This is a genomic window from Sphingomonas guangdongensis (genome assembly GCF_900199185.1).
Classification (GTDB): Bacteria; Pseudomonadota; Alphaproteobacteria; order Sphingomonadales; family Sphingomonadaceae; genus Sphingomonas; species Sphingomonas guangdongensis.
The window spans coordinates 378,281-403,788 of record NZ_OBMI01000001.1 but is presented as its reverse complement, the minus strand read 5'-3'; the positions used below and the strand labels follow the sequence as shown (position 1 = coordinate 403,788).

Annotated in this window: 20 protein-coding genes and 2 pseudogenes; 10 read left to right on the top strand and 12 right to left on the bottom strand. The window is 65.0% G+C overall.

Annotation, left to right across the window (positions count from 1 at the left end):
- The first annotated feature begins 1,023 nt into the window (after positions 1–1,023).
- The 3 genes and pseudogenes from CRO12_RS17585 to CRO12_RS01880 all read left to right on the top strand — a co-directional run bounded on the left by CRO12_RS17585 (position 1,024) and on the right by CRO12_RS01880 (position 4,492).
- Positions 1,024–1,269 (top strand): hypothetical protein, encoded by a 246-nt coding sequence (locus CRO12_RS17585; RefSeq protein WP_144033496.1) that lies wholly within the window; start codon positions 1,024–1,026, stop codon positions 1,267–1,269.
- A gap of 120 nt (positions 1,270–1,389) precedes the next feature.
- A pseudogene (locus tag CRO12_RS01885) lies at positions 1,390–2,397 on the top strand (transposase); the annotation flags it as partial.
- A 646-nt stretch (positions 2,398–3,043) separates the two neighbouring features.
- Positions 3,044–4,492, top strand: coding sequence for a DUF2971 domain-containing protein (locus tag CRO12_RS01880; protein WP_097062327.1), 1,449 nt, complete (start codon positions 3,044–3,046; stop codon positions 4,490–4,492).
- Positions 4,493–4,532: 40 nt separating this feature from the next.
- Here the strand turns inward: CRO12_RS01880 and CRO12_RS01875 are convergent, their stop codons facing one another.
- The 4 genes from CRO12_RS01875 to CRO12_RS01860 form a co-directional block, all read right to left on the bottom strand.
- A complete protein-coding gene (locus CRO12_RS01875; RefSeq protein WP_097062326.1) occupies positions 4,533–6,290 on the bottom strand; it encodes an ATP-binding protein in 1,758 nt (585 codons plus the stop codon).
- Entirely contained in the window at positions 6,287–7,567 is a 1,281-nt protein-coding gene (locus CRO12_RS01870; protein WP_097062325.1) for an SIR2 family protein, read from the bottom strand. The genes CRO12_RS01875 and CRO12_RS01870 overlap by 4 nt, the downstream gene beginning before the upstream one ends.
- 325 nt (positions 7,568–7,892) lie before the next feature.
- The gene (locus tag CRO12_RS01865; protein WP_097062324.1) at positions 7,893–9,518 is read right to left on the bottom strand and encodes an RNA-directed DNA polymerase; all 1,626 of its coding nucleotides are present in this window, start codon (positions 9,516–9,518) and stop codon (positions 7,893–7,895) included.
- A gap of 393 nt (positions 9,519–9,911) precedes the next feature.
- Entirely contained in the window at positions 9,912–11,786 is a 1,875-nt protein-coding gene (locus tag CRO12_RS01860; RefSeq protein WP_179640811.1) for a TIR domain-containing protein, read from the bottom strand.
- A gap of 188 nt (positions 11,787–11,974) precedes the next feature.
- Here CRO12_RS01860 and CRO12_RS01855 point away from each other — a divergent pair, with 188 nt between their 5' ends.
- Positions 11,975–13,741: a hypothetical protein gene (locus tag CRO12_RS01855; protein WP_097062322.1), complete on the top strand. Its 1,767-nt coding sequence runs from the start codon at positions 11,975–11,977 to the stop codon at positions 13,739–13,741.
- A gap of 235 nt (positions 13,742–13,976) precedes the next feature.
- Here CRO12_RS01855 and CRO12_RS01850 read toward each other — a convergent pair whose 3' ends face one another.
- Positions 13,977–14,723, bottom strand: a complete 747-nt coding sequence (locus CRO12_RS01850) for an SDR family oxidoreductase (protein ID WP_097062321.1) — start codon at positions 14,721–14,723, stop codon at positions 13,977–13,979.
- Positions 14,724–14,750: 27 nt separating this feature from the next.
- Here CRO12_RS01850 and CRO12_RS01845 point away from each other — a divergent pair, with 27 nt between their 5' ends.
- Positions 14,751–15,770 (top strand): helix-turn-helix transcriptional regulator, encoded by a 1,020-nt coding sequence (locus CRO12_RS01845; protein WP_097062320.1) that lies wholly within the window; start codon positions 14,751–14,753, stop codon positions 15,768–15,770.
- Positions 15,771–15,852: 82 nt separating this feature from the next.
- Here CRO12_RS01845 and CRO12_RS01840 read toward each other — a convergent pair whose 3' ends face one another.
- Positions 15,853–16,719, bottom strand: a complete 867-nt coding sequence (locus CRO12_RS01840; RefSeq protein ID WP_097062319.1) for an SDR family oxidoreductase — start codon at positions 16,717–16,719, stop codon at positions 15,853–15,855.
- A gap of 106 nt (positions 16,720–16,825) precedes the next feature.
- On the opposite strand from CRO12_RS01840, the pseudogene CRO12_RS01835 reads away from it, so the two are divergent.
- Positions 16,826–17,713, top strand: a pseudogene (locus CRO12_RS01835) (LysR family transcriptional regulator).
- A 402-nt stretch (positions 17,714–18,115) separates the two neighbouring features.
- Here the strand turns inward: CRO12_RS01835 and CRO12_RS17580 are convergent.
- The 4 genes from CRO12_RS17580 to CRO12_RS01820 all read right to left on the bottom strand — a co-directional run bounded on the left by CRO12_RS17580 (position 18,116) and on the right by CRO12_RS01820 (position 20,877).
- Positions 18,116–18,499: a hypothetical protein gene (locus tag CRO12_RS17580; RefSeq protein WP_144033494.1), complete on the bottom strand. Its 384-nt coding sequence runs from the start codon at positions 18,497–18,499 to the stop codon at positions 18,116–18,118.
- Between the two features lie 60 nt (positions 18,500–18,559).
- A complete protein-coding gene (locus CRO12_RS01830; RefSeq protein ID WP_097062318.1) occupies positions 18,560–19,261 on the bottom strand; it encodes a DUF3313 domain-containing protein in 702 nt (233 codons plus the stop codon).
- Positions 19,262–19,426: 165 nt separating this feature from the next.
- Positions 19,427–20,035 (bottom strand): TetR/AcrR family transcriptional regulator, encoded by a 609-nt coding sequence (locus CRO12_RS01825; protein WP_179640809.1) that lies wholly within the window; start codon positions 20,033–20,035, stop codon positions 19,427–19,429.
- On the bottom strand, positions 20,032–20,877 hold the full coding sequence (locus CRO12_RS01820) for a LytTR family DNA-binding domain-containing protein (RefSeq protein ID WP_097062316.1): 846 nt from the start codon (positions 20,875–20,877) through the stop codon (positions 20,032–20,034). The genes CRO12_RS01825 and CRO12_RS01820 overlap by 4 nt, the downstream gene beginning before the upstream one ends.
- A gap of 145 nt (positions 20,878–21,022) precedes the next feature.
- On the opposite strand from CRO12_RS01820, the gene CRO12_RS01815 reads away from it, so the two are divergent.
- Genes CRO12_RS01815 through CRO12_RS01805 form a run of 3 tightly spaced genes read left to right on the top strand, consistent with a single transcriptional unit; the run spans position 21,023 to position 23,776 of the window.
- Positions 21,023–21,889, top strand: a complete 867-nt coding sequence (locus CRO12_RS01815) for a MipA/OmpV family protein (RefSeq protein ID WP_097062315.1) — start codon at positions 21,023–21,025, stop codon at positions 21,887–21,889.
- 14 nt (positions 21,890–21,903) lie between these two features.
- Positions 21,904–23,082, top strand: a complete 1,179-nt coding sequence (locus tag CRO12_RS01810; RefSeq protein WP_097062314.1) for a fumarylacetoacetate hydrolase family protein — start codon at positions 21,904–21,906, stop codon at positions 23,080–23,082.
- A gap of 10 nt (positions 23,083–23,092) precedes the next feature.
- Positions 23,093–23,776 (top strand): DUF2306 domain-containing protein, encoded by a 684-nt coding sequence (locus CRO12_RS01805; RefSeq protein ID WP_097062313.1) that lies wholly within the window; start codon positions 23,093–23,095, stop codon positions 23,774–23,776.
- 24 nt (positions 23,777–23,800) lie between these two features.
- Here CRO12_RS01805 and CRO12_RS01800 read toward each other — a convergent pair whose 3' ends face one another.
- Positions 23,801–24,169: a winged helix-turn-helix transcriptional regulator gene (locus CRO12_RS01800; RefSeq protein ID WP_097062312.1), complete on the bottom strand. Its 369-nt coding sequence runs from the start codon at positions 24,167–24,169 to the stop codon at positions 23,801–23,803.
- 91 nt (positions 24,170–24,260) lie between these two features.
- Here CRO12_RS01800 and CRO12_RS01795 point away from each other — a divergent pair, with 91 nt between their 5' ends.
- Complete coding sequence (locus tag CRO12_RS01795) at positions 24,261–24,692, top strand: nuclear transport factor 2 family protein (RefSeq protein WP_097062311.1); 432 nt, start codon at positions 24,261–24,263, stop codon at positions 24,690–24,692.
- Positions 24,693–24,996: 304 nt separating this feature from the next.
- On the opposite strand, the gene CRO12_RS01790 is transcribed toward CRO12_RS01795, so the two are convergent.
- Positions 24,997–25,473, bottom strand: coding sequence for a hypothetical protein (locus CRO12_RS01790; protein ID WP_097062310.1), 477 nt, complete (start codon positions 25,471–25,473; stop codon positions 24,997–24,999).
- Positions 25,474–25,508: the final 35 nt, after the last annotated feature.

Below are 25,508 nucleotides of genomic sequence, written 5' to 3'. Positions count from 1 at the left end.
CTAACGGTGGACGTCAATCTTAGTTAATGCGATTTGCTCGACGCTAAAACGCGGCCATATATATTTTAGTTCGCCTCTGGCTTAGCAGGCGAGGCGCTCCCATATTAGCTTCATCAATTGTGATCCTTCCGTGAGCACGCGATTGGCAGAGAGGTTAACCTCTCGCTTGCAGAGTTAGGTATCTGCCATGAGCAATGTCCATAACACAGCTGCGTATCCTCAGTTTTCGATGGCTGCGCCGGTCCGTTTGATGGCTGTGGCTCCACCCCTGGTTTCTCCCGATCCGGCAACAGTGATGCTCCAGATGCCGGACGCCTACGCAGTCGGGCGGCCTGTTGGCCCGAGCAAGGATTCGCTCAAGTGATCGGGCGCGGACAGACCGTCACAGACACGGACCGGATCGAGTCTCGCGCGGTCAACATCGACGCGACCCCCACCGACGTCACTACACGATGCGCCGCCATGGGCATCGCCATCAGTTCAATCGAGCCACTCGCAACGCGCGGAACACACGTGGTTCTGATGAATATGTCCGGCGCATCTGCGCTACGACAGGCCTTCGGCGCACGGGTGCTTTTATCGCAGGTGAAACGTAACCTGTGGCAGGCCCGTCGTTCGGACGCTCTCTATGGAGGATAGGCCTATAGGCACCGCGTACGTGTTAGCGCGCCGCCTTGTCGGTGCGCTCGTGACGGTCGATGTCGCATCCACCGCCAGAACTGCGGCTCAGATTCCTTGGAGTAGCGCCGCAGTCGGGAATGGCATGGGTGGAGCGACCCTCTCCCAATGCGTGCATCAATGGGGAAGGCTCAAGACAGCATCCGGACGGGGTGCCGCTACAATCAGGTGCGAGAGCGCAGTTCAGCTGCCCGGCTGGTCAGTGCCACTTCGAGAGTTTGGTGCCGAGCAGATCGGCGATCTCTCACGCCTACTCGATGTGGTCAGACATGCCGGCCCGAGATGGTGAGGGCTCAATCGTGAGCCGCTCACTGCAAGGATAGCGGTGGCGGCAGGAGGCTAGAGATGACGATCAATTACCTACTGCGTCGAGAGCAGGAAGAGCTACATCGTGCAGAGAGCGCGAAATCGCGATCAGCGCGTTTGGTACATAAGGCTCTTGCGCTGGCTTACGGCAAGCTGCTTTCCAAATCGACTTATCCCCACAACCGCTTCGAGAGCGACGCAGAACGTGGCGTCAAGCATCGATCACGCTTGGAAGCTGAGGCCGAAGACGCTTCGTGGGAGAATGAAGGTGGAGCAAAGCGCTGATTTACTCACCAGCTCCGGTGCGCTGAACGTCCGTAACTGGGCGATTGTGTTGAAGAAGGCCGGCTTGAAGTGGTGTCGGTAGTCTAATTCAATCTCTGCAAGGCAAGCGGAGACGGGCCGATGATGGGCGAGCGGACAGTGGCGCAGGAGGCGCTGTTCTACAGCTTCAGCCTGGAGCGGCACGTACCGGGGGACCATCTGCTTCGCTCGATCGACCGGTTCGTGGACCTGTCGGGTATCCGTGAACATCTGAAGCCCTTCTACAGCGAGACGGGACGGCCATCGATCGACCCGGAGCTAATGATCCGGATGCTCGTCATCGGCTATTGCATGGGCATCCGTTCCGAGCGCCGGCTGTGCGACGAGGTGCATCTGAACCTGGCCTATCGCTGGTTCTGCCGGCTGGGATTGGACGGCGCCGTGCCCGACCAGTCGACCTTCTCGAAGAACCGGCACGGGCGCTTCCGCGACAGCGACCTGTTGCGCCGGTTGTTCGAGACGACGGTCGCGCGATGCATGGCCGAGGGTTTGGTGGGCGGCGAAGGGTTTGCGGTCGACGCCAGCCTCATCCGCGCCGATGCCAATCGCCAGACCGGCGGCCCGGGCAGCGACGGCTTGGCACCGGACGCCGACAGCCGTGCGGTACGCGAGTATCTGGCCGTGCTCGACGATGCCGCATTTGGTGCAGCGACACCGGTGATGCCGAAGTATCTGGCGCCGGCCAATCCGGCAGCGCGCTGGACCAGCGCGCATCACGGGCCGGCCTTCTATGCCTACTCGACCAACTAGCTTATCGACCTCGACCACGCCGTCATCATGGACGTGGAGGCGAGCACCGCGGTGGGTCAGGCCGAGGTGACCGCGTGCAAGCGCATGATCGCGCGGGTGCAGGACCGCTTCGGCGTCTGGCCCGAGCGGCTGGCCGCCGACATCGCTTTCGGCTCGGCGGAGATGCTGGCCTGGCTGGTCCATGAGCGCGACATCCAGCCGCACATCCCGGTGTTCGACAAGTCCGCCCGCCGCGACGGCACGTTCGAGCGCGATGCACTCACCTACGACCATGGCGATGACAGCTACGTCTGCCCTGGCGGCAAGCGCCTGAGGCCCAGGAACCGCAACTTCGCGACTTTGGTATGCTGAAAATCAGTTGTCGAGCAGCAGATCAGTGTAGCTATATCGAATTTGCTCAATTCGTTGCCCCCTTGAAGATATATCGTAGAACGTTGAGGGGATGGGTTTGCGTTAACAGGTTTCTCGGCAAGTTTGGTGGGAAGCTGCCCGTCCGTTCTTGGCGCCTCTAGCGCTAAGCTGCCGTTGATTCAGGCTCAGCCGACAGGCAGGTCTGCGCCCCAATATCGGTCGTGTGAACGGTAAGCCGTCGATCTGAAAGCCGTCGTTCGTCCATCTCGCTAACTACGGCCTCTAGAACAGCTGACTGTGCAGGTTCCCCGCCGGACAGCTTTCTCTTCGGCGCAAAAAAGCAGTCCTTCCGCGACCGTCGTGTCACAAAGCTCCGGATGGTGAATGTTTTCATCCTTTGTCGCATCGAACTTCCTGCTCCAAAAAAGCTCCGAAGGACGTAGGCCTCTGCAAAAAGAGTTTTCAGCCACGTCGGCATTTAGGCCAGTAGATGGCATGGTGAAGAACGGCGAGACCGGCAGCTAACCGGCCGATCTAACTCATTGCTAAAACGGAACAGAACCTTCCCGCCACTGGAAGAGTAATCTACGCACAGAGCTAGGGCGGGGGCGCTTGCCGTGGTCGAGGGAATAGCATGGGGGATGCGACGAGCGTATATCACAAGTATCGGGGAGACAGCCCCTTTACGGAAAGCATCCTTACAGACCGCAAGGTGTTCCTTGCGACCGCCCATCAGCTGAACGATCCATTCGAATGCTCCATTGCCGATCTCAGCCGAGATTGGATCAACGAGCAGGTCGAGCAAGCGACGCAAGCCGGTCTCGCTGGGTTCGTTATGGAAGCTGGGCGGACCCTGCGCTCGGGAGAGCCCTTCTTCAAAGCCACCCGCGGTGAGGTACAGTTGATATTAGATGCGATCCGCGCTGCGGAGACGCTGGAAGCCAAGGATGCGATACGGATCCGTTTCATGCTTGAGCAGACAGGGCACGCCCCGACAGATGTCCGGCCATTGTTTGGCAGGCTCGACGCACAATTGGTCGAGATCGGCATCTTCAGCCTGTCACGAGATCCCGTTCAGCCGCTTATGTGGGCGCATTACGCGAACCAGCATCATGGTCTTTGCTTCGGCTTTCGCGCCGCACCAGGCTCTAAGCTTTCCGATCCAAACCATTGCCTGCCGGTACACTACTCAGATGCATTGCCGCACATGGACGACCGCGGACTCAGAACCGTGACTGCGTTCTCGGCCGACGCGCATGGTCGCTTGTACCCTTCGAGCCTGAAGATTGCGTTCGAAGACACCACGCTCCAACGCGTCATCTCAACCAAGTCGACACACTGGACCTATGAAGCTGAAGTCCGGTATGTCGAGCCGTTCGGAGGCCTGTTCGACTGGCCGGGAGAGCTCGCCGAGTGTACATTCGGCTGGCGTTGCCACGACGATCGGCGACGCCACTATATCGAGTTGCTTGAGTCTCATGTGCCGAACGCCGTGAGCCTATTCGAAATTCGCCCAGTCGCTGGAACCAACGCGTTTGAACGCGTGCCTCTCGATCCGTCCGCCACGCAGTCACGGGCCGCCCCCAGAGCGGTTCAGGAGCGCAATGAGACAGGAGCGCTTCCGATCGAAGAGTTCATAAAGCGCATGGAGCGGCTCATGCAGGAGGAGCGCTACGGGGAGGTCATCTATCAGACTGGTCAGAATCTCAAGCGCAGTCCCGACGCGGCGATTTTCTTGCACATCAAGGCCAATGCGCATGGGATGGCCCAAGAGCACGAGGAGGCCCGCGAGATTTTCGACAATCTTTCGAAGACGTATCCGGATAACGGCCAAGTCTGGTATGGTCTCGCCTGTTCCCTGGAAGCACTTGGCAGGATGAGCGAGGTCGTTCCCGCACTGCGGCGCGCAGCCGAGCTAGACAATAAAGACGCAAGTATTGCGCTAAATCTCGGAGTGCATCTCGCACGCGACCTCGAAACTCAAGCGGAGGCGGTCGAGTATCTGCGAAAGGCACAACGGCTTGGGCATCGCAGGGCGGCGAGAATTATCGCTGAGGTTCAACGGGACGCGAGTTCCAAGTAGGCTAGCCATCCAAAATCGCCGGCGACGCGGCAAACCGACCTCAGTCGGCGACAATCGGCTGTGGTGCTTCGACTACGGCTTGATTGGGTTCCTGCGCAGCCAGTCTGGCGTCGCGTCGATGCAGCCATGACGACTGGAACGCTGGACCCCGAGAATCCGGAGGCGATGCGGGGCGTCGGACGAAGATCGGCACCGGCGCGGGTAGCTCGGGCCCGATCACGACGGCCTCGCCCGGCGCAAGCATTGGCACGAACTGCGCGGCGCCGCGATCGAGGTCGCCACAGGCACGTTCGACGGTCTCGCGATCTTGATCGTTTGTCAGACGGTGGACGATGAGCGTGCCAAGCTGGCTCAGGACATCCGCCGGGACGTCTCGGGGGCGTTGCGTGGCGAGTACACAAGTGAGGCCGTATTTCCGCCCTTCCTTAGCGACGATGCCGAACGCGTCCAGCTTCACTGACGCGTATTCGTCGCCGACCGTGCGACCGAGGAATTGGTGCGCCTCGTCGAGAAAGACGACCATTGGTGCCTCACGGAAGCTGCCGCGCCTTGCTTCGGCCAGCAAGAACCTGCCGATGACGTTAAGCAGGATTTCACGCGTGTTGTGCTCGAACCGCACCTCCTTAAACGAGACGACGGCAACGTCGCGTGTTTCGTCGGCGAAGAAGGCGCGGAGCCCGTCGACGAGTGATGCGCCTTGCTGGCCGAATACGCACTGCAGCTCAGGGGACGCGACCAGTGTGTTAATCCGAGCAATTAGCGTTTCGCAATGCGCTAGGGTGCTATGATCGACGTTGCCGTAGCAGTTCGGGTGCTGGTTGCTCATCGCCTGCACGCATTCCTGTTTTATCTGCTCGGCCAACCGCTGGATGTCGAAGGCGCACCCGGGAGCGTGGAGCTGCTGCGCGTTCGCGCGGACAGCGTTCTGGAACGGGGCACGCTGTTTGGCGACCTTCACGATCAGACCTTCATGGACCGTGACGCCTTCCGGCACGTTAGCGCCAACCGCCGTGGCGAGCTTCAGACTGCGGATGGCTTCGCGTAGCTTCGGTCCTTGGCTCTGGCCCGACGGGCGAAACAGCGAGAAGAGGTCGTCCTCGGTCATCTGCTGGTAGGGGAAGTGCGCTAAGATCTGACCGTCGGACTCTCCGAACGTGTAGACTGAATCCACACAATCCATGTCGGCGAACTCGCCCGTCGGATCTAGGACGATCGCCTTGCCGCCCGCCGCTTTCAGCTGCTCGACAAGGGTTGCGACGGTCCAACTTTTGCCGCCGCCTGTTGCGCCGAACACACCGCAGTGCCGACCAAACAGCTTGTCCGGCGGCAGGCAGACGTCGACGCCGTCGGCGGCATCGATCCTTCCGATGCTAAGCGTCAGGTCGTCCGCGTCCGCCACGGCGTTCCTGATCAGCGTGGCAAGCAGATGAGATTTGGCGAGATAGACGCCGTCACCGATGCGCGGAAACTGCACGACGCCGCGCTTCAGCTTGTTCGACTGCTGCTCGACAGCAGCGAGGAGTTGCACTCTGCCGATCGGGTTCACCGCCCCATCGGTTCCGATCAAGGGCTCGACGCTCAGCCGCTCTCCGTCAGGAAGGCGCGTCTCGACGACGCGCCCGAGGATGTATGAGCGCTCGCAGTCTACGAACACGAAGTCGCCGACCGCGCCGCGTGAGGTCCCGCGCTGTTCGCGTCCCGGCGCGGCGTTGGGGAGGTTCACGTGCACGTATGACGCAGTCACCTGCGTCACGGTGCCGACATAGCGGTCGCTTTCGACGGGGTTCGTCAGCGTCACAGGTTGCCTCCGGCCGCGTCTCGAAAGCTGCGCATCCGTTGGACGTGCCGCTCGCGGTCGTCCTCGCCGATTAGATCGGGAAGCGCGGAGGTGAGGTCCTCGAAGCGGCCGTTCATCAGATGGATGCGGGCGTCACCGGCATCGGCTAGCGCTCTGAAGAAGGCGATGAAGCGGTGCTCCGGCGGCGCGCCGGCGGGAATATCATGCCCGTCAGCTTCCAGCGTCTCGTCGCCGAGGAATGCTGGATCGCAGATTACGAGCCGGAGGGACATGTTGGATTCAACCGCCGACATGATCGGACTGCTGATATGGTCGTCATTGAAGCCGAATCCGGACACGAGGAGGGCGGTGTCTGGTTCCCGAAGGGCGGACTGGAACGACGACAGCATGTCTAGGTAAGGAGCGTCGAAGCTCTCCTGATATTTGCTCGATCTCGGGTAGATCAGGACTGGACTGCCGACCTGCTTGCGCGTGCGCAGGATTTCGCCGCCATCTCGGCGCCAGTCGATGGACCCGTGCAGTTTGTAGAACTGGAGGGCGTTCTGGACGTAATCCGGACTATCCCTGCCGCCATCGCGCCTGACCACGTCCAGTCCGAAATTGAGCCGGTCGTAGGTCTGCTGCAGCGTATGCGAGAACCCGTCGATGAGCATGAAGCGTGAGCGCCTCGCCACTTCCTCGAAGCACAGATCGTAGTTGGTCGTGAAGAGCTTCGCGCGGGGCTTTCGCGCCCCCCGGCGACCGATCTTCTGCATGAGGGCAGCATGGGCGTCGAGGTTCGTCGCGGAGTTGACGAAGTCGACCCTACTCAGGATCGCCGTCTCCGCCGCGACGGCGAAGGCTGCGATGCGCTGACGCTCCTCGTTCTGCTGTCCTTGCGGCGCTGCCTCCTTGAGCTCAAGATAGAGGCGGCACATCGACAGGAGCCTCTCGATGTTCTGTCCGATGCGGGCCTCTCCGAACGTCGCGACCACGGCGTTGAAGGCCTCGTCTCCGGTTGCCGCGCGGACTGCCTCCCAGACCTCCCACATGCCCGCGGGCGAAAGCCCTTCCGGCGGGTTAACGGCGGCGAACGAAGATCCGGTTCCGGTCAGGACGACTACGTGTGTCGCGTTCAGGACGTTCAGCAGTACGCTCGAGATCCCGGCCGCGGCGCCGGACTTAGGCTGCTCTCCGTCGACCACCGGCGGTTCGTCCGTAGCTTTTCGCCAGCTTGATCCAGGCACGTAGAGCCGAATGTTGGACGCGCTGGCAGGACGGTTCTCCCAATACGGCATGCTTTCCCCTTCTCAGCAGCATACTAACGGCGAGCTGGGGATTGGCGAGAGGTCTAGGCGGAGCGTTGGGCACACCGAGCGAGACGTGCCAGTACGCATAGCCAGTATTCCCCGACACGCGTCGACTCACGCCGGGCGAACCTGACGCTCCACCACACCAGTCCGCGTTTCCGAGCGGTCTTCGCCCGGCCCACCGCGTCACGCGCTCGTCGCTCGGCCATCCATTTGCGATCTCCTATGCCTCCAGGACTGAGCGGTATCCGGCGGTCAATATCCAAGTTGTCGTGGTATCGCCGTGGTCTGGGTTGGGGAAACAAGCCACCGATCAGAAAGGTTGATCCTCGTCCCCGTCGAGGTCGTCCTCTTCTTCCTCGTCGTCGTATTGGCTTGAGCGCTCTTCGATGGCGAACGCGACTGAGCTGAAGTCGTTCTCGTCGAGATCCTGGAACACGCTCGGAAGCCTATTGGGAGCGAACAGCGTGATACCTTGCTGTGCGAGATCTTCGATGAGTTCGTTCCCGAGCGTCAGGTTAGCGCTGCGGGGCCATTGTCGCGACCGCCATTCCAGAAGCAGCGGCCAATAGGGTCCGGACGCGGTTTCGTTCACCACTATTTCGGCGACAGTCTCGAACACGGCCGGTGCGACCAGCGTCTGCTCCACGCAGGAAAGAAGTGCCATCACGGTTAGGGGGCTGCAATTCTGAGCTATAAAGTTGGCCGTGCTGATGGGGATCTCGACCCCAAGCCGGATCGCGGCATAGAGCGCCCACGAAACCTCACCGTCGTTTCCAAGGCGCCCGTGCCGATCCAGTATCGCCACTAAAATCGGGGACCAATCGGCGATGACGAGGTCGCGGAACGCCAGATGGCGCCAGACGATCATGCGTGCGACGTAGTCGATGGAATGGCCAAAATGCACCGCAGCGCGCTTGAGGAAGGGCTCTGCGACGGACCACTGAGTGGCGGCGAGGTTCGACCGGTCCAAGTAGCGCAGGGTGTATTTGAGCACTCCGTCGTCGCTATTTCTCGCGGTGAGGGAGAACGCATATTCGAGCGCTGCTCGAAGGCGCTCGGGAATTCGCCGATCAAGCGATTTGCTAGCGAACTCGAACTTGGCGGCTATGTCGGTCGGCCAGGTATCCGAGAATGAGAAGTTGTCGGAATAGATCGCTGTCTTCGTTTCGTTGATGTCTAGCTCGAAGAAGCGGATGGCCTCCCTGTATCGCCACAGGGCCTCCTCGGCTGCGGCGTGGGTGTCGGCGCCGATCCATACGTCGTCGACGTGCCGGATTAGGTCGCAATTCTGGCGCCCGCCGCGTCGGACAAATTCTTGATCGATCGCAGTGCCGATTACCTCAGCGACATATCGCGACGCGTCCGGTCCAACCGGAACGCCGACCGTCTGACCGTCCTGTCCGGCTCGGACGATCAAATCGAGACGGTTGGCATAGCAGTTCGTAGATGCGGGAGCGCGATCCGCCTTCGCGGCCGCCCGTCCGTGCACGGCCCAGGGTATCGAGTGGGTATAGATCGTATGGTAGAACCGCGAGATGTCCGTCCGCGCGACGAAGCGATACCGGGCCAGGCGAGAGAGGCGGGCGCTTTCGAGTTCCGAGTGCGATGCGATCGTAACAGCCCTGTCCATATCGGGATCGTGGACAGGTTTTGACAGGCTGAAGTCCGAAAGCGCGAAATGGTGCGTCAGCTCCGCCTCGCGGTCTGCGACGAAACGGGCGAGGTCGTGCGACGTAGATGGATGAACGAATGAGAACTCGCGTCGCGTCATTCCGCGCTTGGAGGCGTTGAACGGGGACGACCGGACCGGATTCCTTCCGTCGGTGAGCCAACCGTTCCGCGCCGCGAGATCGGCACCGATCGCCGTCGTCACGAACGTCGGCGGCAGGTTTTCAGGTAGGTACCCTTTCTTGAGCAGGTCGTCCTTCAGTGCCATCAGTGACATAGTGACACCATGCCTTGATCATGGCCAATGAAAGTCGGCTGCAAGGGAGGCGAATTGATCCGGAAAATGTTCGGGTGATATCGCTGCGGGAGCGAAGGTCCCTCTAGCGATCCGCAGAGGGTTTGCTCGTTAACTCGACCGTCGAAGGGCGTCTGGTCCGTCCGCTTTCACGACCTGCTGTCGCAAACCACCCAATCAGCAATTGGCCCAGGTTCAGCCACGCAGCCGGACATGAACCAACGACCGGTTCCGGGGAGCGATCAACCCGCGACGAACGTCCGCATCCGGGTCTAACCAGCTGTCTACCGAGATGCTTCACGCTGCGGTCGAACGTTCACGACCTTCGATCATAACCAGCGTTAGATAGACTTCGACCCTCATTACTCAGGCGAACCCGATCCTGCGCAGCCACTCGCCGTAGCGCGGGTCGGACCGGATCGGCGCGAGCAACGGGTCGGTCTTGAAACCGTTCAGCCCTGGGTCGAGCCCGTGCCAGGCGCGCCCAATGGCGGCGAAGGCGAGGTCGGGCTCGCGACGCCAGGCGTGAACCTGGGCGATCTGATACTGAGCATTATAGCCATACTTCTCGGTCAGGGCCGCCAACGAGCGATTGGAGGCGGTGCGATCGGTCGCCGAATAGGCCGCGGCCTCGAGCGTCAATCGAAAGGGATCATCGGCAGTAAGCACCGCGAGCGCCTGCAGCGCTTCGCCTGCTCGACCCTTGGCGAGAAGCGCGGTCGCCAACGCCGCGCTTCCCTGCGGATCGCCGGCATGCTCGGCCAGGAAGCTCTGCGCCGAGGCAATCGCATCGTCGAACCGCGCCAGATAATTCTGCATGGAAGCGCGATTCACCGCGTTTCGGGCGCGCAGCGGGTCGAGTGCCTCCGAGCGCTGGTAAAGGTTGATCGCTTCACTGTCGCCGAACTGGGCCAGGAAGTCGCCTCTGGTACGCAGGACGATCGCATCGCCAGGAGAGCGGGCGTAGGCCGCGTCATAAGCCTTTCGAGCGCCGTTGAGGTTGAGACGAGTCTTCAGCACAAGAGCGAGCGCCGAATAGGACTGGCCGAGATCCGGCGCGAGCGCGATCGCCCGCCGTGCATCGGCTTCAGCCCTAACGAGCTCGTCGCGCAGCGCGTTTCCGCCGAAGTTTGTGCCCGCCAGGATCGCCCGGTTAGCCGCCCTGCTCGCGTACGCCTTGCCAAAAGCCGGATCGGCGGCGATCGCCGCTGCATATTCCTCGACCGCGGGCGCGATCTGGTTCTTGCGCGCGAGCTCGGAGCCGCGGAGGAACGCGTCCTGCGCCGCCGGATTGGTCGTGCTGCCCGCCGTCAGCAGCGCCTTCTGCGCCTTGCCGAGCGCGATGCTGAGCGCTCCGGCCACGCTTTCGGCGATGCCAGTCTGGATCGCCAGCGCATCGCCGATTGGGCGGTCATAGGCCTGCGACCAGCGGGCGAGCCCGGTGATACCGTCGACCAGCTCGGCATTGATCCGGATCAGCCCTGCGCCGCGGCGCACGGTGCCGCTCAGGATCGTGGCGACGCCTAGCTTGGCCGCGGCGGTTGGGCCGTCGGCGTCGCGCATCAGCTCGGACGAGCTACGCCCCGCGACCTTCAGTCCGGCGATGCGGGTGAGGGCGTCACGGAGCTCCTGGGCGATGCCATCGGAGAAATAGGCCTGCGCCGGATCGCCGCTCAGATTGTCGAACGGCAGCACCGCGATGCTGTCCCCCGGCGCGCTCTGTCGATTGAACGCCCACCAGCCGCCTGCGCCGAGCGCGGCCACCGCCGCGACGCCGCCGCCGATCACCAGCCGCCGGTCGATGCCGCGCTTGGGCTGATATGCCGGCGGGATCGGCCGCGGCGTGCCCGCGGTCACCGCCTCCACCGCCGCCAACAGCGCTTGGTAGTGCGGGTCGGTCCGGTCGCCCCTCCAGCCGATCAGCGACATGGCCTGCGTCTCGCCGAAGCCGAGCGGCGGCTCGACCGGGTCGATGCGGACGGGCAGGTAGGCGCCGCGCCGCATCGCCCGCGTCGCCTCATCGCGGACGAAGCTGCCGCCGGGGCCCGTCGAGCGCTCGCTCCACACCACCAGCACGCAGCGCGCGGCGTTCAGTTCGCGCTCGATCGAATCGCGCCATTCGGTGCCGCCGCCGATATGGGCGTCCCACCAGACCCCGACGCCGTCCGCTTCCAGCGCGGCGACGAGCGGCGCGACGCGCGCGCGATCCTCCGACTTGTACGACACGAACAGATCGGTCACCGCGGCCCCCATCTTTCCCCGGCTTCGTCTTAGACTTGCTTTCACCGCAAGAATAGCGGCTTTGCGGCCGCTAAATGCTTGGCCGCGGCCGGTGATGATCTTACCGTAGTCACAGCCGGGCAGATGGGGGTTGAGCGCGTGCGTCGATGGAGAATGGAGCGCCTGGGTGGACGCGCGATCGGCACCGGGTGGCCGCGATGAATGCGCCGATGTCCCGCGCGATCGCCGCGGAAAGCGACGACGCGCCGATCGCGGTCGGCGTCACCGGACACCGGCCGCCCCGGCTCGCCGAGGTCGACATGGCGGACCTGCGGGCGCGTATCGACGAGGTAATGGCGGCGCTGGCGGCGGCGTCCCCGACCAGCAGGTTCCGCCTGATCGGGAGCCTGGCCGAGGGAACGGACATGGTCGCCGCTGACGCCGCGTTCGCCCGCGGCTGGCAGGTCGACACGGTGCTGCCCTTCGCCCGCGCCGATTATGCCGCCGATTTCGGTGATGCCGCCGCGGCCGGCCTCCATACGCGGCTGGATCGGTCGACCAACGTGCTCGAACTGCCGGGCCGGCGTGATGAGCCGGGCGGAGAGGCCGCCGCGTACGAGCGGGCCGGTCGGGTCGTGCTGACCCAGTGCGATATCCTGCTCGCGGTGTGGGACGGCGATCCGCCGCGCGGCCGCGGCGGCGCGGCCCAGATCGTCGCGGAGGCGGTCAGCCACGCCATTCCGGTGCTGATCCTGTCCCCCGATCGGTCCAGGCCGCCGGTCCTGCTGTGGAGCGGGCTGAACGAGCATGATTCCGGTCCGGAGGCGGTCGACACGGTCGCGCGCGGCAGCCTGGCGGACCTCCCGCAGTTGCTGACGCGGCTCGACGGAATGGCCGTGAACGGTGGCAAGGTTCGGGGTCGGAAGGCCACACGGACGGCTCCGCCGCTCTTCGCAGTCGCCTACCCCTTGCTGCTCGCACTCACGGGTGTCCGGCGCTTTCGACTTGCCGATCTGCGGCGTCCTCGACCAGCCGGCCGGGTGCCGGCCACCGTCACAGCCGAAGCGATGCCGGCGCGGATCGACGCGCAGCTCTGGCCGCGGTTCGACGCCGCAGATTGCGAGGCAAGCCTCGCCGCGCAGCTGTTCCGCAGCGCCTTCGTCAGCAGCTTTGCGCTCGCGGCGCTGGCGGTCACGCTGGCGCTGCTCGGGCTTGTCGTGCCGGTCGCGGTCAAACCGCTGCTTGCCGCCGGCGAGTTCGCGTCGATCGCGATGATCCTGGTCATCACCAGCTGGGGCTCTCGCGCCGGCTGGCATGGCCGCTGGCTGCAGCAGCGTACGCTGGCAGAGCAGCTCCGCTGCCTGGCGGTGTCCGCGTCGCTCGGAGACCTGTTCCTGCGCGGCGCACAGGCGCACGACGCTGATGACGCAGGGCGCGAACGGCGCCGGATCGCGCGTCGGCTGGGGCTGCCCTCCGCCCGGATCGACGCCGCCTATCTGGCGGAGGCGCACTTAAGCCTGGCGGCGCTGCTCAACGACCAGATCGGCTATGTCGAGCGCGAGGCCGGGCGGATGCGGCGTCTGGAGCATCGCCTCCATCGCCTCGGCGCCGCGCTGTTCGCGACCACGGCGCTGGTCTGCGCCGGCGTCCTCGGCATTGAGGTCGTCTGGACCTTCTCGCACGAGCCGGGCGCCGAGCACTCGCTGCCGCTCGGCGTCACGGTGCTGAGCGCGGCGCTGCCGGCGATCGGGGCGGCCATCTACGGCATCCGCATGCAGGGCGACTTCGCCGGCGCGGCCGAGCGCAATGGCGCCCTGGCGAAGCAACTGGCCGAGTTGCGCCGCGTCGTCGCCGACGAGTCGCCAGGCTTTGATGGACTGAGGCGTTTGATCAGGCGAACGGCCGAACTACTGACCGCCGATGTCTCACAATGGGTCCGTGCCACCCGTGCGCGCCCGCTCAGTCTTCCGGGATAATGTCGTTCCATTTGACAATCCGGCTCCCCCAAGCAGATCATCACGCGTGAGACAGGCTTCTGCTCGTTCACTTCGCGTGTGCGAGATGAACGAACGGCTGCTTCTAGAAAGTGCAGCAGCTGGTCTCAGCGTCCGCAAGTGGGTCTGTTCGGCCGCGAAGCAACTCGACCCGGTGTGCTCATGGTCAGTCGCTGGCTGTAAGCGGGCCCGCAAGCCTGCGGGCCCGTCGGTCACTCTAGCCTGCTTGCGACCAAGCAATCGCGTCGGCGCCCGCAGGCAGATGCGCCGGCGCGCTGATGTCAGTCACCGCGCGCCAGACTGCCTCCGCAACGTCCTCGGATGAGGTGGTCGGTCCGGTGTCCTGCTGCCAGCCCGCCATCACCTGCTCGACCAACGGCATGTAAGGTTCAGGAAAGCCGCCGGTCATCAACGCACGGGCATTCTCGCCAAAACGCGTCGTCGGTGCCCGGCCCGGCAGAACAACCCGGACGCGCACATTAAAGGGCGCAAGCTCCACTGCGACACTGTCCGAGAAGGCGTTCACGGCTGCCTTGCTTGCCGTGTAGACCGACAGCAGCGGCAGCGGCCGGTACGTCACCGAAGAGGTGACGTTGACGACGACGCCGTCGCGCCGTTCGCGCATCTGCGGCAGCACCGCCTGCATCATCGCAATGGTGCCGAGCGTGTTGGTCTCGAAGATTTGCCGGGCAGCCTCGGCCGGCGTTCCCTCTAGTGCGTTCAGGAAGCCGATACCGGCATTGTTGACGAGCACGTCGATCGACCCCGCCGCCGCAACGACTGCGGCGATGCTGTCGGCACTCGTCACGTCGAGCGGGAGCACTCTCACACGCTCCGACGCGGGCAGCACATCCTCGCGCGGGGTCCGCATCGTGGCGACGACGTCCCAGTCGCGCGCGGCGAAGTGGCGGGCGATCTCGAGCCCGAAGCCGGACGAACACCCGGTGATCAATATGGTCGGCATGCTAGCTCCTGTCGTTGGTGCCATCAGATGGCATCCTCGCTGAGACATGCTACGTTCAACCGTCCGCATCTGTTTAGCGAGCGTCCAGAATTGACCGATCCTCTCGCGCAGGTAGTCAGCCTGCTCCAGCCAGACCTCTCCTATGCCAAGTTCGTCGAGGCGGCAGGTTGCTGGCGCGTGCGCCGGGTGGAGGACGGCCGCGCCTTTTTCTTCGCAGGTCTCGAAGGCACGCTGCGCCTCGAGGTCCCAGGTCAGGCAATGCTGCTGATCGAGCCTGGCGATTTCGTGCTGATTCCGGCGGCTTACGACTTTACATCGTCCAGCATCGCCATCGCTCCCCCGACCGGCCTCGACAGCATGCCAGTGGAGGTACGGCCTAACGTCTTCCGCCTCGGCGACCAGGTCGGCGACCCCGATGTCCGAATGCTCGTCGGGCACTGCGCCTTCGCCTCGCCCGACGCCGCGTTGCTCGTGTCGTTGCTACCGTCGCTGATCCACGCCCGCGGGGAGCCACGCCTGACGACCCTGATCCAGCTCGCTGTCGAGGAGTCCCGGTGCGAGCGGGTGGGGCGTGAGGTGGTTCTCGCCCGGTTGATGGAGGTGCTCTTCATCGAGGCGCTACGCTCGTCCGGTCCGCACTGCCCGTCTGGCATGCTGCGCGGGCTTGGTGACGAGCGGGTCGCCGCCGCCATGCGCGCCATCCACGAACGTCCGGCCGCGGCTTGGGACGTGCCTGGCTTAGCCAAGGCCGCGGCGATGTCGCGCTCGGCCTTTTTCGAGCGTTTCCGCCGCACTGTCGGCATGGCGCCGATGGAATACCTCCTTCATTGGCGCATGGTGCTCGCCAAGCGATTGCTCGAGGAGGGCAAGTTGAGCGTCGCCGAGATCGCGCTGCAGGTCGGCTACAGCTCGGCCAGTACCTTCAGCGTCGCCTTCTCGCGCCATGTCGGCGTTTCACCGACCATATACGTACGACAAAGTTTGTTCGGTGACCGGACTGCGAGCGACCCGCTCCTGGATCGTGAACCGATATCGGTTTTCGGATAGCGCCCGAAGAGCGTTGAGTGGCCGGGTTTGGGTCCACCTGTCGCCGGCTGATCTCGGCAACAGGTGGACGGGTCGGTGAAGGTCAGGCTTCCGCAATCCGAGCGGCCATTTCGCGGTAGCTGTGAAGGGGCCGCCCCAGCAGCGCGGTCAGGCGCTCGCGATCGCCGTCCTCGGGGATCATGCCGTCGCTGACGTAGCGCTCGGCCATCAACCGCATCTCATAGGCGGTCCATTTGGGCATGAACGTCGCCATGTTGGCCTCGAACCCACTCGGATCGTCGCCGCCATAGGCGATCGGGCGGCCGAGCACCTCCGACCAGATCGCGGCTACCGCGTCGCCGGTCAGCGTGTCCGGCCCGACGACGTTGATCGTCTCGGTCGGCAGCGCGGCGTCGGCGGCGTCGCGGCGCATTAGCTCGATCGCGGCGACCTCGGCGATGTCGCGCGCGTCGACCATCGCCACGCCCTTGCCGCCGATCGGCATCGGATAGACACCATGGTTCAGGATCACGTCCTTCACCATGACCTCGTTGTCGATGAAATAGGTCGGCCGCAGAATGGTGACGCTGAAGCCCATCGCCTCCAGCATCCGCTCGGCGCCATACTTCACCGCGAAATGGGGCACGTTGACGGCCAGGTCGGCCTCAAACACCGACAGGTACACCACACGCTCGATCCCGGCCTCGCGCGCCAGGTTGAGCGTGATGAGCGCTTGGGTGAACTCGTCTCCGGTGACGGCATTGAGGAGGAACAGCGTCCTAACGCCAGCGAGGGCAGAACGCACCGCATCGATGTCGAGCAGCTCGCCCTGCGCAACCTCGACGCCGGCGGGGAAACTTGCCTTGGCGGGGTCGCGGGTGAGCACCCGGACAGCGGCATCGCGGCTGACGAGTTGGTCGACGACGTGGCGGCCGACACGGCCGGTGGCTCCGATCACGAGAATGGTCATGGCATTGGCTCCTTCGCTGGGTCTTGCTGACGAGGCGAAGATGCGTGATCCAAGGACGTGCAAATAGACGCGCATTCTGGACGCGCCGTCTCACCGGTGGAACGATATGGACCTGCTCGCCCTCGCCGATTTCACGCTCGTTGCCCGGCATGGCGGCTTCGGAAAGGCGGCTCGTGTCACGCGCCGGCCGAAGGCCACGCTATCCCGGCGGGTGGGGGAGCTGGAGGCAGCGCTCGACCTGCGCCTGTTCGAACGGGGACGGCGTGATCTCAAGCTGACCGAGGAAGGGCGCGCGCTGTTCGAGCGCGCCGGTGCGCTGCTGACCGAGCTAGAAGAGACCGCCACGGCGATCGCGTCGGGCAGCGAGCGTGTGCGGGGGCGGCTGCGCATCAGCGCGCCACTCCTGTTCTCGCAAACGGCCATGGGCCGTCTGGCCGCCGAGTTCGCGCGTCGGCACGCGGAGGTCCGGCTGGAGGCGACCACCGACGACCGCGCCGTCGACATGATTGAGGAGGGCTAAGACCTCGTGATCCGCGTTGACCCCGCAGCGGACGATGCGCTGGTCGGCCGCCCGTTCCTGCACGATCGACTGGTGGTGGTGGCCGATCCCGATGTTCCGCGGCGAGAGGGCGGCATCGTGCCGGCGGTGGTGCGCGGGAGCGAGGCCGCGACCATTTGGACCCTGAGCGTTGCCGAGGGGTCATCGACTCTGACGGTCGACCCGGTGCTGCGCCTGTCGTCGCTGATCATGATCCGCGACGCGGTGCGCGCCGGGGCCGGCGTCGCGCGGCTGCCACTGTCGCTGGTCAGCCGCGACATCGCCGCAGGGCGACTGGTACGCTGGGGCGATGTCGCGGGATCCAGTATCGCGCTCTGGGCACTCTATCCGTCACGCAGGCTGCTGAATGCCAGAGTGTCTGCCTTCCTCGACCTGCTCCGCGCGTCCTTTCCAGACGGCACCCCGGAGGAACTCGCCGCCTACCTTGACGGGTGATCTCCGAGGCACGTTCGACTCGTGACACTACGTCCACGTAGAAGCCGCCAGCGGGCCGACCGGGCACGATGAACGAGCGTCCGCTTTCGAGAAGGGCAAAGATACCTACGGAAGTCCGCAACTGGGTCGAAGCGACCGTTGCCGCTTTAGATCGGTGGCAATCGTCCCTGGGCAGGATGAGGGTGCAGTCATATCATCTCCGGGCACGACCGAAGAGGCTAGCGCTGATAGAGATCAGGGGAAGCGTCATCGTCAGCACCACGATCGATCCAGCCATGAAGTCACCGAGGTACGACGTGACAGTCCACATGACCGAGCCGACTACTCCAAGAGAAGTCGACAACATCAACAGAGGGAGAATTGGTCGCGGGCGTATTGGTGCCACTGTGCACCGGACGTTCATCACGGCTGGGTGGCGGCGGGGCGCTCGGCACCCGTGAAGCGCACCAAGAGGTCGTGCTGATCGACGCTGAACCCAGCTGCGAACAGAGCTTCCGCCGCGGCAGGTTTCATCCCACTCGCACCGCGCCAGTTTATGACCGCGAGCCTGCGGAGTGTTTCCAGGCGTGGATTGGCGAGCTGAGGATTCGTGCGCACCCGGAAGAACCGTTGCGCGACGACGCTCAACCGGGAGGGTTGTCGAACCGAGGACAAACTATCGTTGCGGGCGAGCCTGATGACTGACCATTCCAGTTTGGTGAAGCCGACTGGATCAAGATCGGCGATCGGTTTGGGGGCGGGCTCCGTCGGCTTCCGGACCGCGGCATCTAGGAAGAGAAAGGCCATGGGACGTCCTGTGGGTCAGGGCACGGTGCCAAGCACCGCGCCGCGCATGGTCTGGATGGACTATCGAGCGGCGACCGCCGTCGAGGCCGCCGCGCGGACGCGGTTGCTAGCGGGCTGGGATGTCAGCGCTGTCAGCAGCTTCGAGGCGTCGTTGAAGGCACCGCGCGCGTGGTCGTACGGAACGTAGGACCCCGACACATGCCAGGGCTTGCCGTTGCGGAACGTCGCGAGCTTTACTAGCGGGCGGCCCGTGACCGCGTCTTGGGCCTGCAGCTCTTGACTCGCGCCGCCCGCGGACGGACGGAAGAGACCAATTCCCCCGAGCGCGACCTGCGCTACCTGCGCGGGGACGTTGTAGTACCAGCGCGACGGCCGGGTGCCCGTGATCGCGCCGCGGACACGCAGCACGCCGGGGCCCGCCTGATCGGCGCCGACGACCTCGTACCTGGTGCCGAAGCTGCGGACGAGCCGCTCGTGGAAGTCGGCGATGAGCCTCGCCTGGACCTTGTCGCTGCGGGCGGGCGCGTGCCACTCGACCGGGTCGACGATGACCTTGGTATAGTCCGAGGCCGTATAATCGGGCGCTACGTAGATCGAGGCCTTCTTGTGCTCCTTGGTCGGCGCCATCTGCGAGTAGTCGGACAGGAAGCCCGTTTCCGTCAGCCGCTGGCCGCCGGTCGAGCAGGCGGCGAGCGCGACGAGCGGAACGGCGGCGAGTGCGGTGGCGGCACGACGGCCGCGGCGGCGGGAGGCGGTGGTCATGGGTGCTTCTCCTTGGGCGCGCTTCACGGCGAAGCGTCTGACCGGCGGATAGGCGGACGTTTGGTGGGGTGACGGCACGCATTCGCGACCGCGCGGATTACCGCGGCAGCGCGCGTCCGGGCTTCGCGAGTTCGTGCATTTGCGACCGCGACGGCCGCAATTCAGTCAGGGCAGACGTAGGGCGTTCAGCAGGAACCGCGATGAGGACCGGCCGAGCTCCTCGACCGATCGCCCAAACCCGAGCCGGTCGGACAGGTGGAGCATGACGAGGCCATGCAGGGTTGCCCATATCAGATGCGCCTCGTCCAGCGCATCGACTGCGGAGCGGTGGTCGCCCATCTGCTGCAACGCGTCGAGCAGCACGGTCCAGGCAGGCGTGGTGCCGCGATCGTCGCTCTCCACCGCCGATCCGCGCGTCAGAAAGATTAGCCGATACTCCTGCTCGTTGCGGACGGCGAACCCGACATAGGCGGTGCAGAGCCGGTGGAGGCGATCGGCCGGCTCGTTTGCGCAGACGGCCGCTTGCTGGAGGTGCGCCGCGAAACCGCTGCGTACCCGCGCCCGGACTTCCGCCACCAGGCTCTCCTTCGCTGGAAAGTATTTGTACGGCGCCATCGGGCTAACGCCGACGGTCGCCGCCAGCGCGCGCATGTTGAGCGCGTCCAGCCCCTCGCGGCGGATCAGGGCGTGCGCGGCGTCGCACAGCACCTCGCGGGTCGCGGTCGCCCCGTGCGCGTCCCGCCAGCGCGCCGCGAAGTCTCCGTCGTCGCTCAATCGGCTGCGGCGGCCAGGCCGCCCCAGGTGCGGACGGCAAACGCGAGATACGGCTGCGACACAGGCACGGCCGTGCCGTTGCTGAGGGTGAGCTGCGCGGTGCGCCCGTTCCGGCGAAGCGCGGTGACGGCGCCGGTCGCGACCCACCAGGATCGGTGCACCTGCGCCCCAGGCAGGTGATTGATCCCGCGCAGCGCATCGGAGAAGCGCATCAGCACCATCGCGCTGCTGTGATGGCCGTGGACACGCACGTAGTGATCCTCGACCTGCAGGCACAGGATGTCGGAGCGGATGTGCGGCGGCAGGCGGTCGATCAGCGCGTTGTCGGCCGCCGCGGCGTCGCTCGCACCATCGCCCGCGACGTCCGGCACAGCGAACGGCAAGGCGGTCGATCCACTGGTCGGCTCGGCGTGCGCGTCGAGCATGTCGGTCATCAGCCAGTCGGCGAGGAAGGTGTAGGCGCCGCCAATCAAAGTGATCGAGACGAACAGCTCGGCGACCTCGCTCGGTTCAGGCTGCCAGCCGCTAATCATGTTGTTGGCGATGCCGGTCACCACCATCATCGGCAGCGCGGCGAGGATGACCGCGGCGATCCGCTGCTGCACTACGGAGCGCGCCCGCATCGCCGGCAGCTGCGCCAGGATCCACGTCACCACCTGCGACAGCACCAGCCATGCCGCCATCTGGATCGTCCAGTAGCCGATCAGCTCCACCGTCCTGAACCGATAGGTGCCGAACGGCGCCAGGAAGGCGAGCAAGGCGGCGAACAGCACGGCCAGCCCGGCGCGACCGGCGACGCCGAGCAGCCATCGCTGCGCCTGCAGCTTCGCGAAATCGCGCATCGTGAACGTCCCTCCGACCCGCCGCGAGTGTAGGTGTACGAAGTAAATGGTGCAACGGCGAAGGGCCGCTGGTCGGCGGGCTGCTACCCTTCCTACCCCGCCTCTCGACGGTGGATCGCGCTGATCCGCCGAGAGGGAGTAGCAGATGAACAAGTCCTATCTCTGGCTCGCAACGGCCGCAGCGTGCACCCAGGCCGCGCCGGTCCATGCTCAGGAGGCGCTGGGCGCGCCGCCGACCGTCGAGCCGGAGGCTGCCGCACCAGCCGCGGTCGAGGTCGACGAGGACCGCGGCGGCGGGGTCGACGGCTTCTTCGCGCTCGGGCCGGGCGTGGTGCCCGCGTTCGACGGCGCGAAGAAGTACCAGCTGATCCCGCTGCTGATCGCCAACCTGGGCTGGCGCGGCGTCAACCTGGAGGTCCGCGGGCTTGGCGCGCGGCTCGACTTGCTCGGCAACAGCCGCGTGCAGGTCGGGCCGGTGGTGAACTTTCGCGGCGACCGCAATAGCGCCGACGACGGCAGTGGCCGCGTCAAGCTGCTGAATGACGTCGACAGCTCGCTGGAGGTCGGCGGCTACGTCGGCTACCGTTTCGGCGGCGATCGGTACGGGCAGGGCGAAGTCGCCTTCGACCTCAGCCTCGCCAAGGACGTGACCGACGGCCACGACGGCGTCGTCGGGTCGGCGCAGGTTTCCTATGCAGCGTATCGCAGTCAGAAGTTCTTCCTGAACGTCGATGCCCAGACCAGCTTCGCCGACAAGAAGTACATGCGCGCGTTCTTCGGCATCACCCCGGCGGAGGCGGTGCGCTCCGGCCTGTCCGCCTACCGCCCCGACGGTGGCCTCCGAGACATCGGCGCCGGGCTGACCGCCGGCTACCAGTTCAACGAACGCTGGGGCCTGATCGCGCGGGCCGGCGCAACCCGGTACGTCGGCGACGCCAAGGACAGCCCGGTCGTGGACGAGGGTTCGAAGACGCAGGCCGTCGGTGGCCTCGCCCTATCGTTCCGCTTCTGACCGGGCGGGTCACCATGGCGATCTCCAGAGCCCTGGCCGGAGCGGCGCTGATGGCGTGCGTTCCCGCCTGCAGCGATCCACCGTCATCGGCGGACCCGACACCGCTCACCCCCGCGCTGGCGCCACACGCCGACGCGCTGACCTTCGCCCAGGTCCGGCGGGCCGACGGGCAGGTCGCGACCGTGCTGGTGACGCGCTTTGCGGGCGGATGGGTGCGGGGCATCGACTTGGTGGCTCTAGGCGCGCCACCCGGCGCCGACCCGTTCGCCGCATTGGCTGCGATCGGCCCGGACCGGCTGCGGCGCGCGGTCGCGGTCGGGCCGGCCGGCCGCGACTACCCGTTTGCCAACCTGCTCTCACCGGCGGGTCCCAGCACCCGCCACGTGGCGACCGGCACCAACTTTCGCGAGCACGCGAAGGAGGTCGAGATCGAGGGTGTTTTCAACTTTCCGAAGTTCGGTCGCGCCACCCCGGCCGGATCGACTGTGGCGGCGGTGTCCGGCGCGCTGCTCGACTATGAGGTCGAGATCTGCGCCCGGTTCGATCGCGCCATCCGATCGCCGGCGGACTTCGACGCGGCGCAGAAGGGATTCTTCCTGTGCGGCGACTTCACCGATCGTGCCACGCTGATGCGGCGCGTCGATCCCAAGGACATCGGCTCCGGCCGCGGCTTCAGCGATGCGAAGAGCGGTGTTGGCTTCTTCCCGACCGGGCCGTTTCTCGTCATTCCGCGCGACTGGCGCGCGTTCGTGCAGACGGAGCGGATCACTACCCAGGTCAACGGTGATCGGCGGCAGGATGCCCGCGGCGCAGAGATGATCCTCGATTTTCGCGCCCTCGCGGTGAAGGCACTCACAAATAGCGGCGGCCGCTACACCTTTCACGGAATGCCAGTGCCGCTGCTCGCCGGCGGCAAGATCGGCAAGGGCACGGCGTTGATGTCCGGAACATCGGCCGGCGTAGTGTTCAGGCCGCCCCGGCTCGGCGACCTGATCGGAGGTGTCGCCGCCTACCTGTTCAATGGCCCAATGCTGCGCGGTGCGACGCCGCAGCGAGTGCTGATCGAGCGCTACATCGCGAAGGAGCGCGCGGCAGGTCGCTACCTGAAGGCAGGTGACGTCGTGCGCCATAGGTCATCCTCGATGGGTGAGCTTCAGGTCCGCATCGTCCCGCCGACGCCGGCGCGGCAGTAGGAGAGGGATCATGACCGACATCACCACTGGCACTCTCCGGGTCGCTTCTTGGCGTGCCTCACGTTTGCCGCGCCGAGGCGCGCTCGGTCGCGCACTGGTCTACGGCCTGGCCGTCCTGGTCGCGCTGTTCTCCCTCCGCTACGTACTGGGGCTGCCACCGGTGCCCGACGGCATTGCTCTGAACCGATTTCGCCTGTTCTGGCTAGTCCTGCACGCCAGTGCGGCCTCGATAGCGCTGCTCTTAGGAGGCATCCAATTCAGCGTAGCTCTGCGTGTGCGCCGGCTGGGCGTGCACCGCTGGATCGGCCGGGTCTACGTGGTCACTTGCCTCATCGGTGCGATCTCGGGCCTAGTACTCGCCATCGGAACGAGCGCCGGGCCGATCGCCGGTCTTGGCTTCGGCGGACTGGCGGTCGCCTGGTTGGTGACCAACGCGCTTGGGTGGCAGCGCGCCCGCGCGAGGGAGTTCGCGTCACACCGCCGCTGGATGATGCGCTCCTGGGCGCTGACCCTCGCAGCGGTGACGCTGCGGATCTACATGCCGCTGTTCGAGGTGCTCGGCGTACCGGAGCTACTCGGTTACCGCGTGATTGCTTTCCTCTGCTGGCTGCCAAACCTCGCGATCGCGGAAGCACTGCTCGCCCGGGAGCGACACCGGGCGACCAACCGCCCGGCGCTCGTGCGGATCTGGTGAGCCATGCGCTGGATCACTGGTGGTTCACCTCGTGGACGGAGCGGAGGCGGGTTGCTCCCGAGCTGCCGCAATTGCGGACACGCGCGCCATGTTGCGGGTGCCCCAGTCGCACACCGCGGCGAAGCTCTCGCAGAAGTCGCGTCCGAGCGCCGTCAGCTCATACTCGACGCGCGGCGGGACCGTCTGGTAGTCGATGCGGCGCACCAGCCCGTCGAAGACTAGGCCCTTGAGCTGCTCGCTCATGATCTTCTCGCTGACGCTGCCGACCAGTCGCCGGAGCGCGCCGAACCGCTGCGGCCCGCTTGCGAGATGATAGAGGATCAGCAGCTTCCACTTGCCCGCGATCAGATCGAGCGCCGCCTCCATCCCGCAACTGAACCGGTTCTCGACCATCAAACCTCCAACAATCTTTCACTTACATAATAGTACGTACTAGACTCGGCGCTAGTGCCAGCACCACCTTCCGGCGCGAAGGAGAAATGCCATGCCGACCAACGAAGAGATTGTTCGTGACGTCTATGCCGCTGCCGAGGCCGAGAACCTCGATCTCGACAGGTTCGCGTCGCTGTTCGCGGACGATGGTTACTTCCTCGACATGGCGTCGGGGCTGCGCTGGGTGGGACCGGATGTGCGCCAGCCAATCGAGGGCCTGGGCACGCCCTTTCCCGATTTCCACCGCGAGCTGCTCAAGCTCTATACGACGACAGACGGAGTGGTGATCGTTGAGCTGAGGCTGCAGGGCACGCATGCGGGCAACTTCACCTTTCCTGACGGCACCGTGCTACCCGCCAGCGGCAAGAGATTCGACGTGCCCTGCTGCGACGTCTTCGTCGTGGAGGACGGGAAGGTGAAGGCTTTCCACTGCTACAACATGAAGTCCGTCTGGCTGGAGCAGCTTGCGTTGCCAGCGAGCTGATCCTGATCGCTCCAGAACATCGGAAGTATCGAGTTCCGGGTGTTGCATGCGTGGTATCGCTTTAGAGGCTTCTAAGGCCTTGCTCATTGGGATCGACGGCGTTGATCCGGAAAGGTTCTTGGACGCGAATGGCAGTGACGCACGCCTCGTCATCCGAGGCCTACTGACGGCCTGACAATCACCGAGCGGAAGATCGCACCTGGCAGCTGAACGAGCGTCTGGTTCCGGGAAGACGCAATGTAGACGCGAACGTCTGCAACTGGGTCCTATTGATCGGAGGGCCGCGCCTAACGCGCTTCTCATCTCACTTGTTCTTGTTGACGGTGATCATGGAGGAGGTGTCGACGTCCAGTACGACGCCGCCCCATGTCATGGATTCGCGCGCGTCAGAGATCACAACGTCGAGCAGGCGATGGTTGTCGAGGATCCGATGACTGATGACGTCACCGATCCGCTTGCCGATGGCTGCCTCCCGCACGACATCCGGCAGTTGACACTTCAGGGCGATGAATGTTGCGCCTATCCAGAGCCCATCGAGCTCGACACAATTGACCGCCTTGAAGTCCGCGGGGAGGGGCGCGAGCGCATCGCAGCCGCGCAGATCGAGGGGGCCGTGGCATTCGACAAGTGATCCAATCGATGCCAGCAGGCTGCATCCTACGGCGCTCAGCCCGAAGAGCTCCCGTACGGTCGGCGGCAGACTTTCGATCCGAGCGCAGCCGTCCAGCGTCAGCTTCCCCGCACGACGAGTCTCTCCGGGAGGGCTCCGAGTTCGACGCATCCTCCGATATCGAGATGGCCGTCAACGCACAGAGC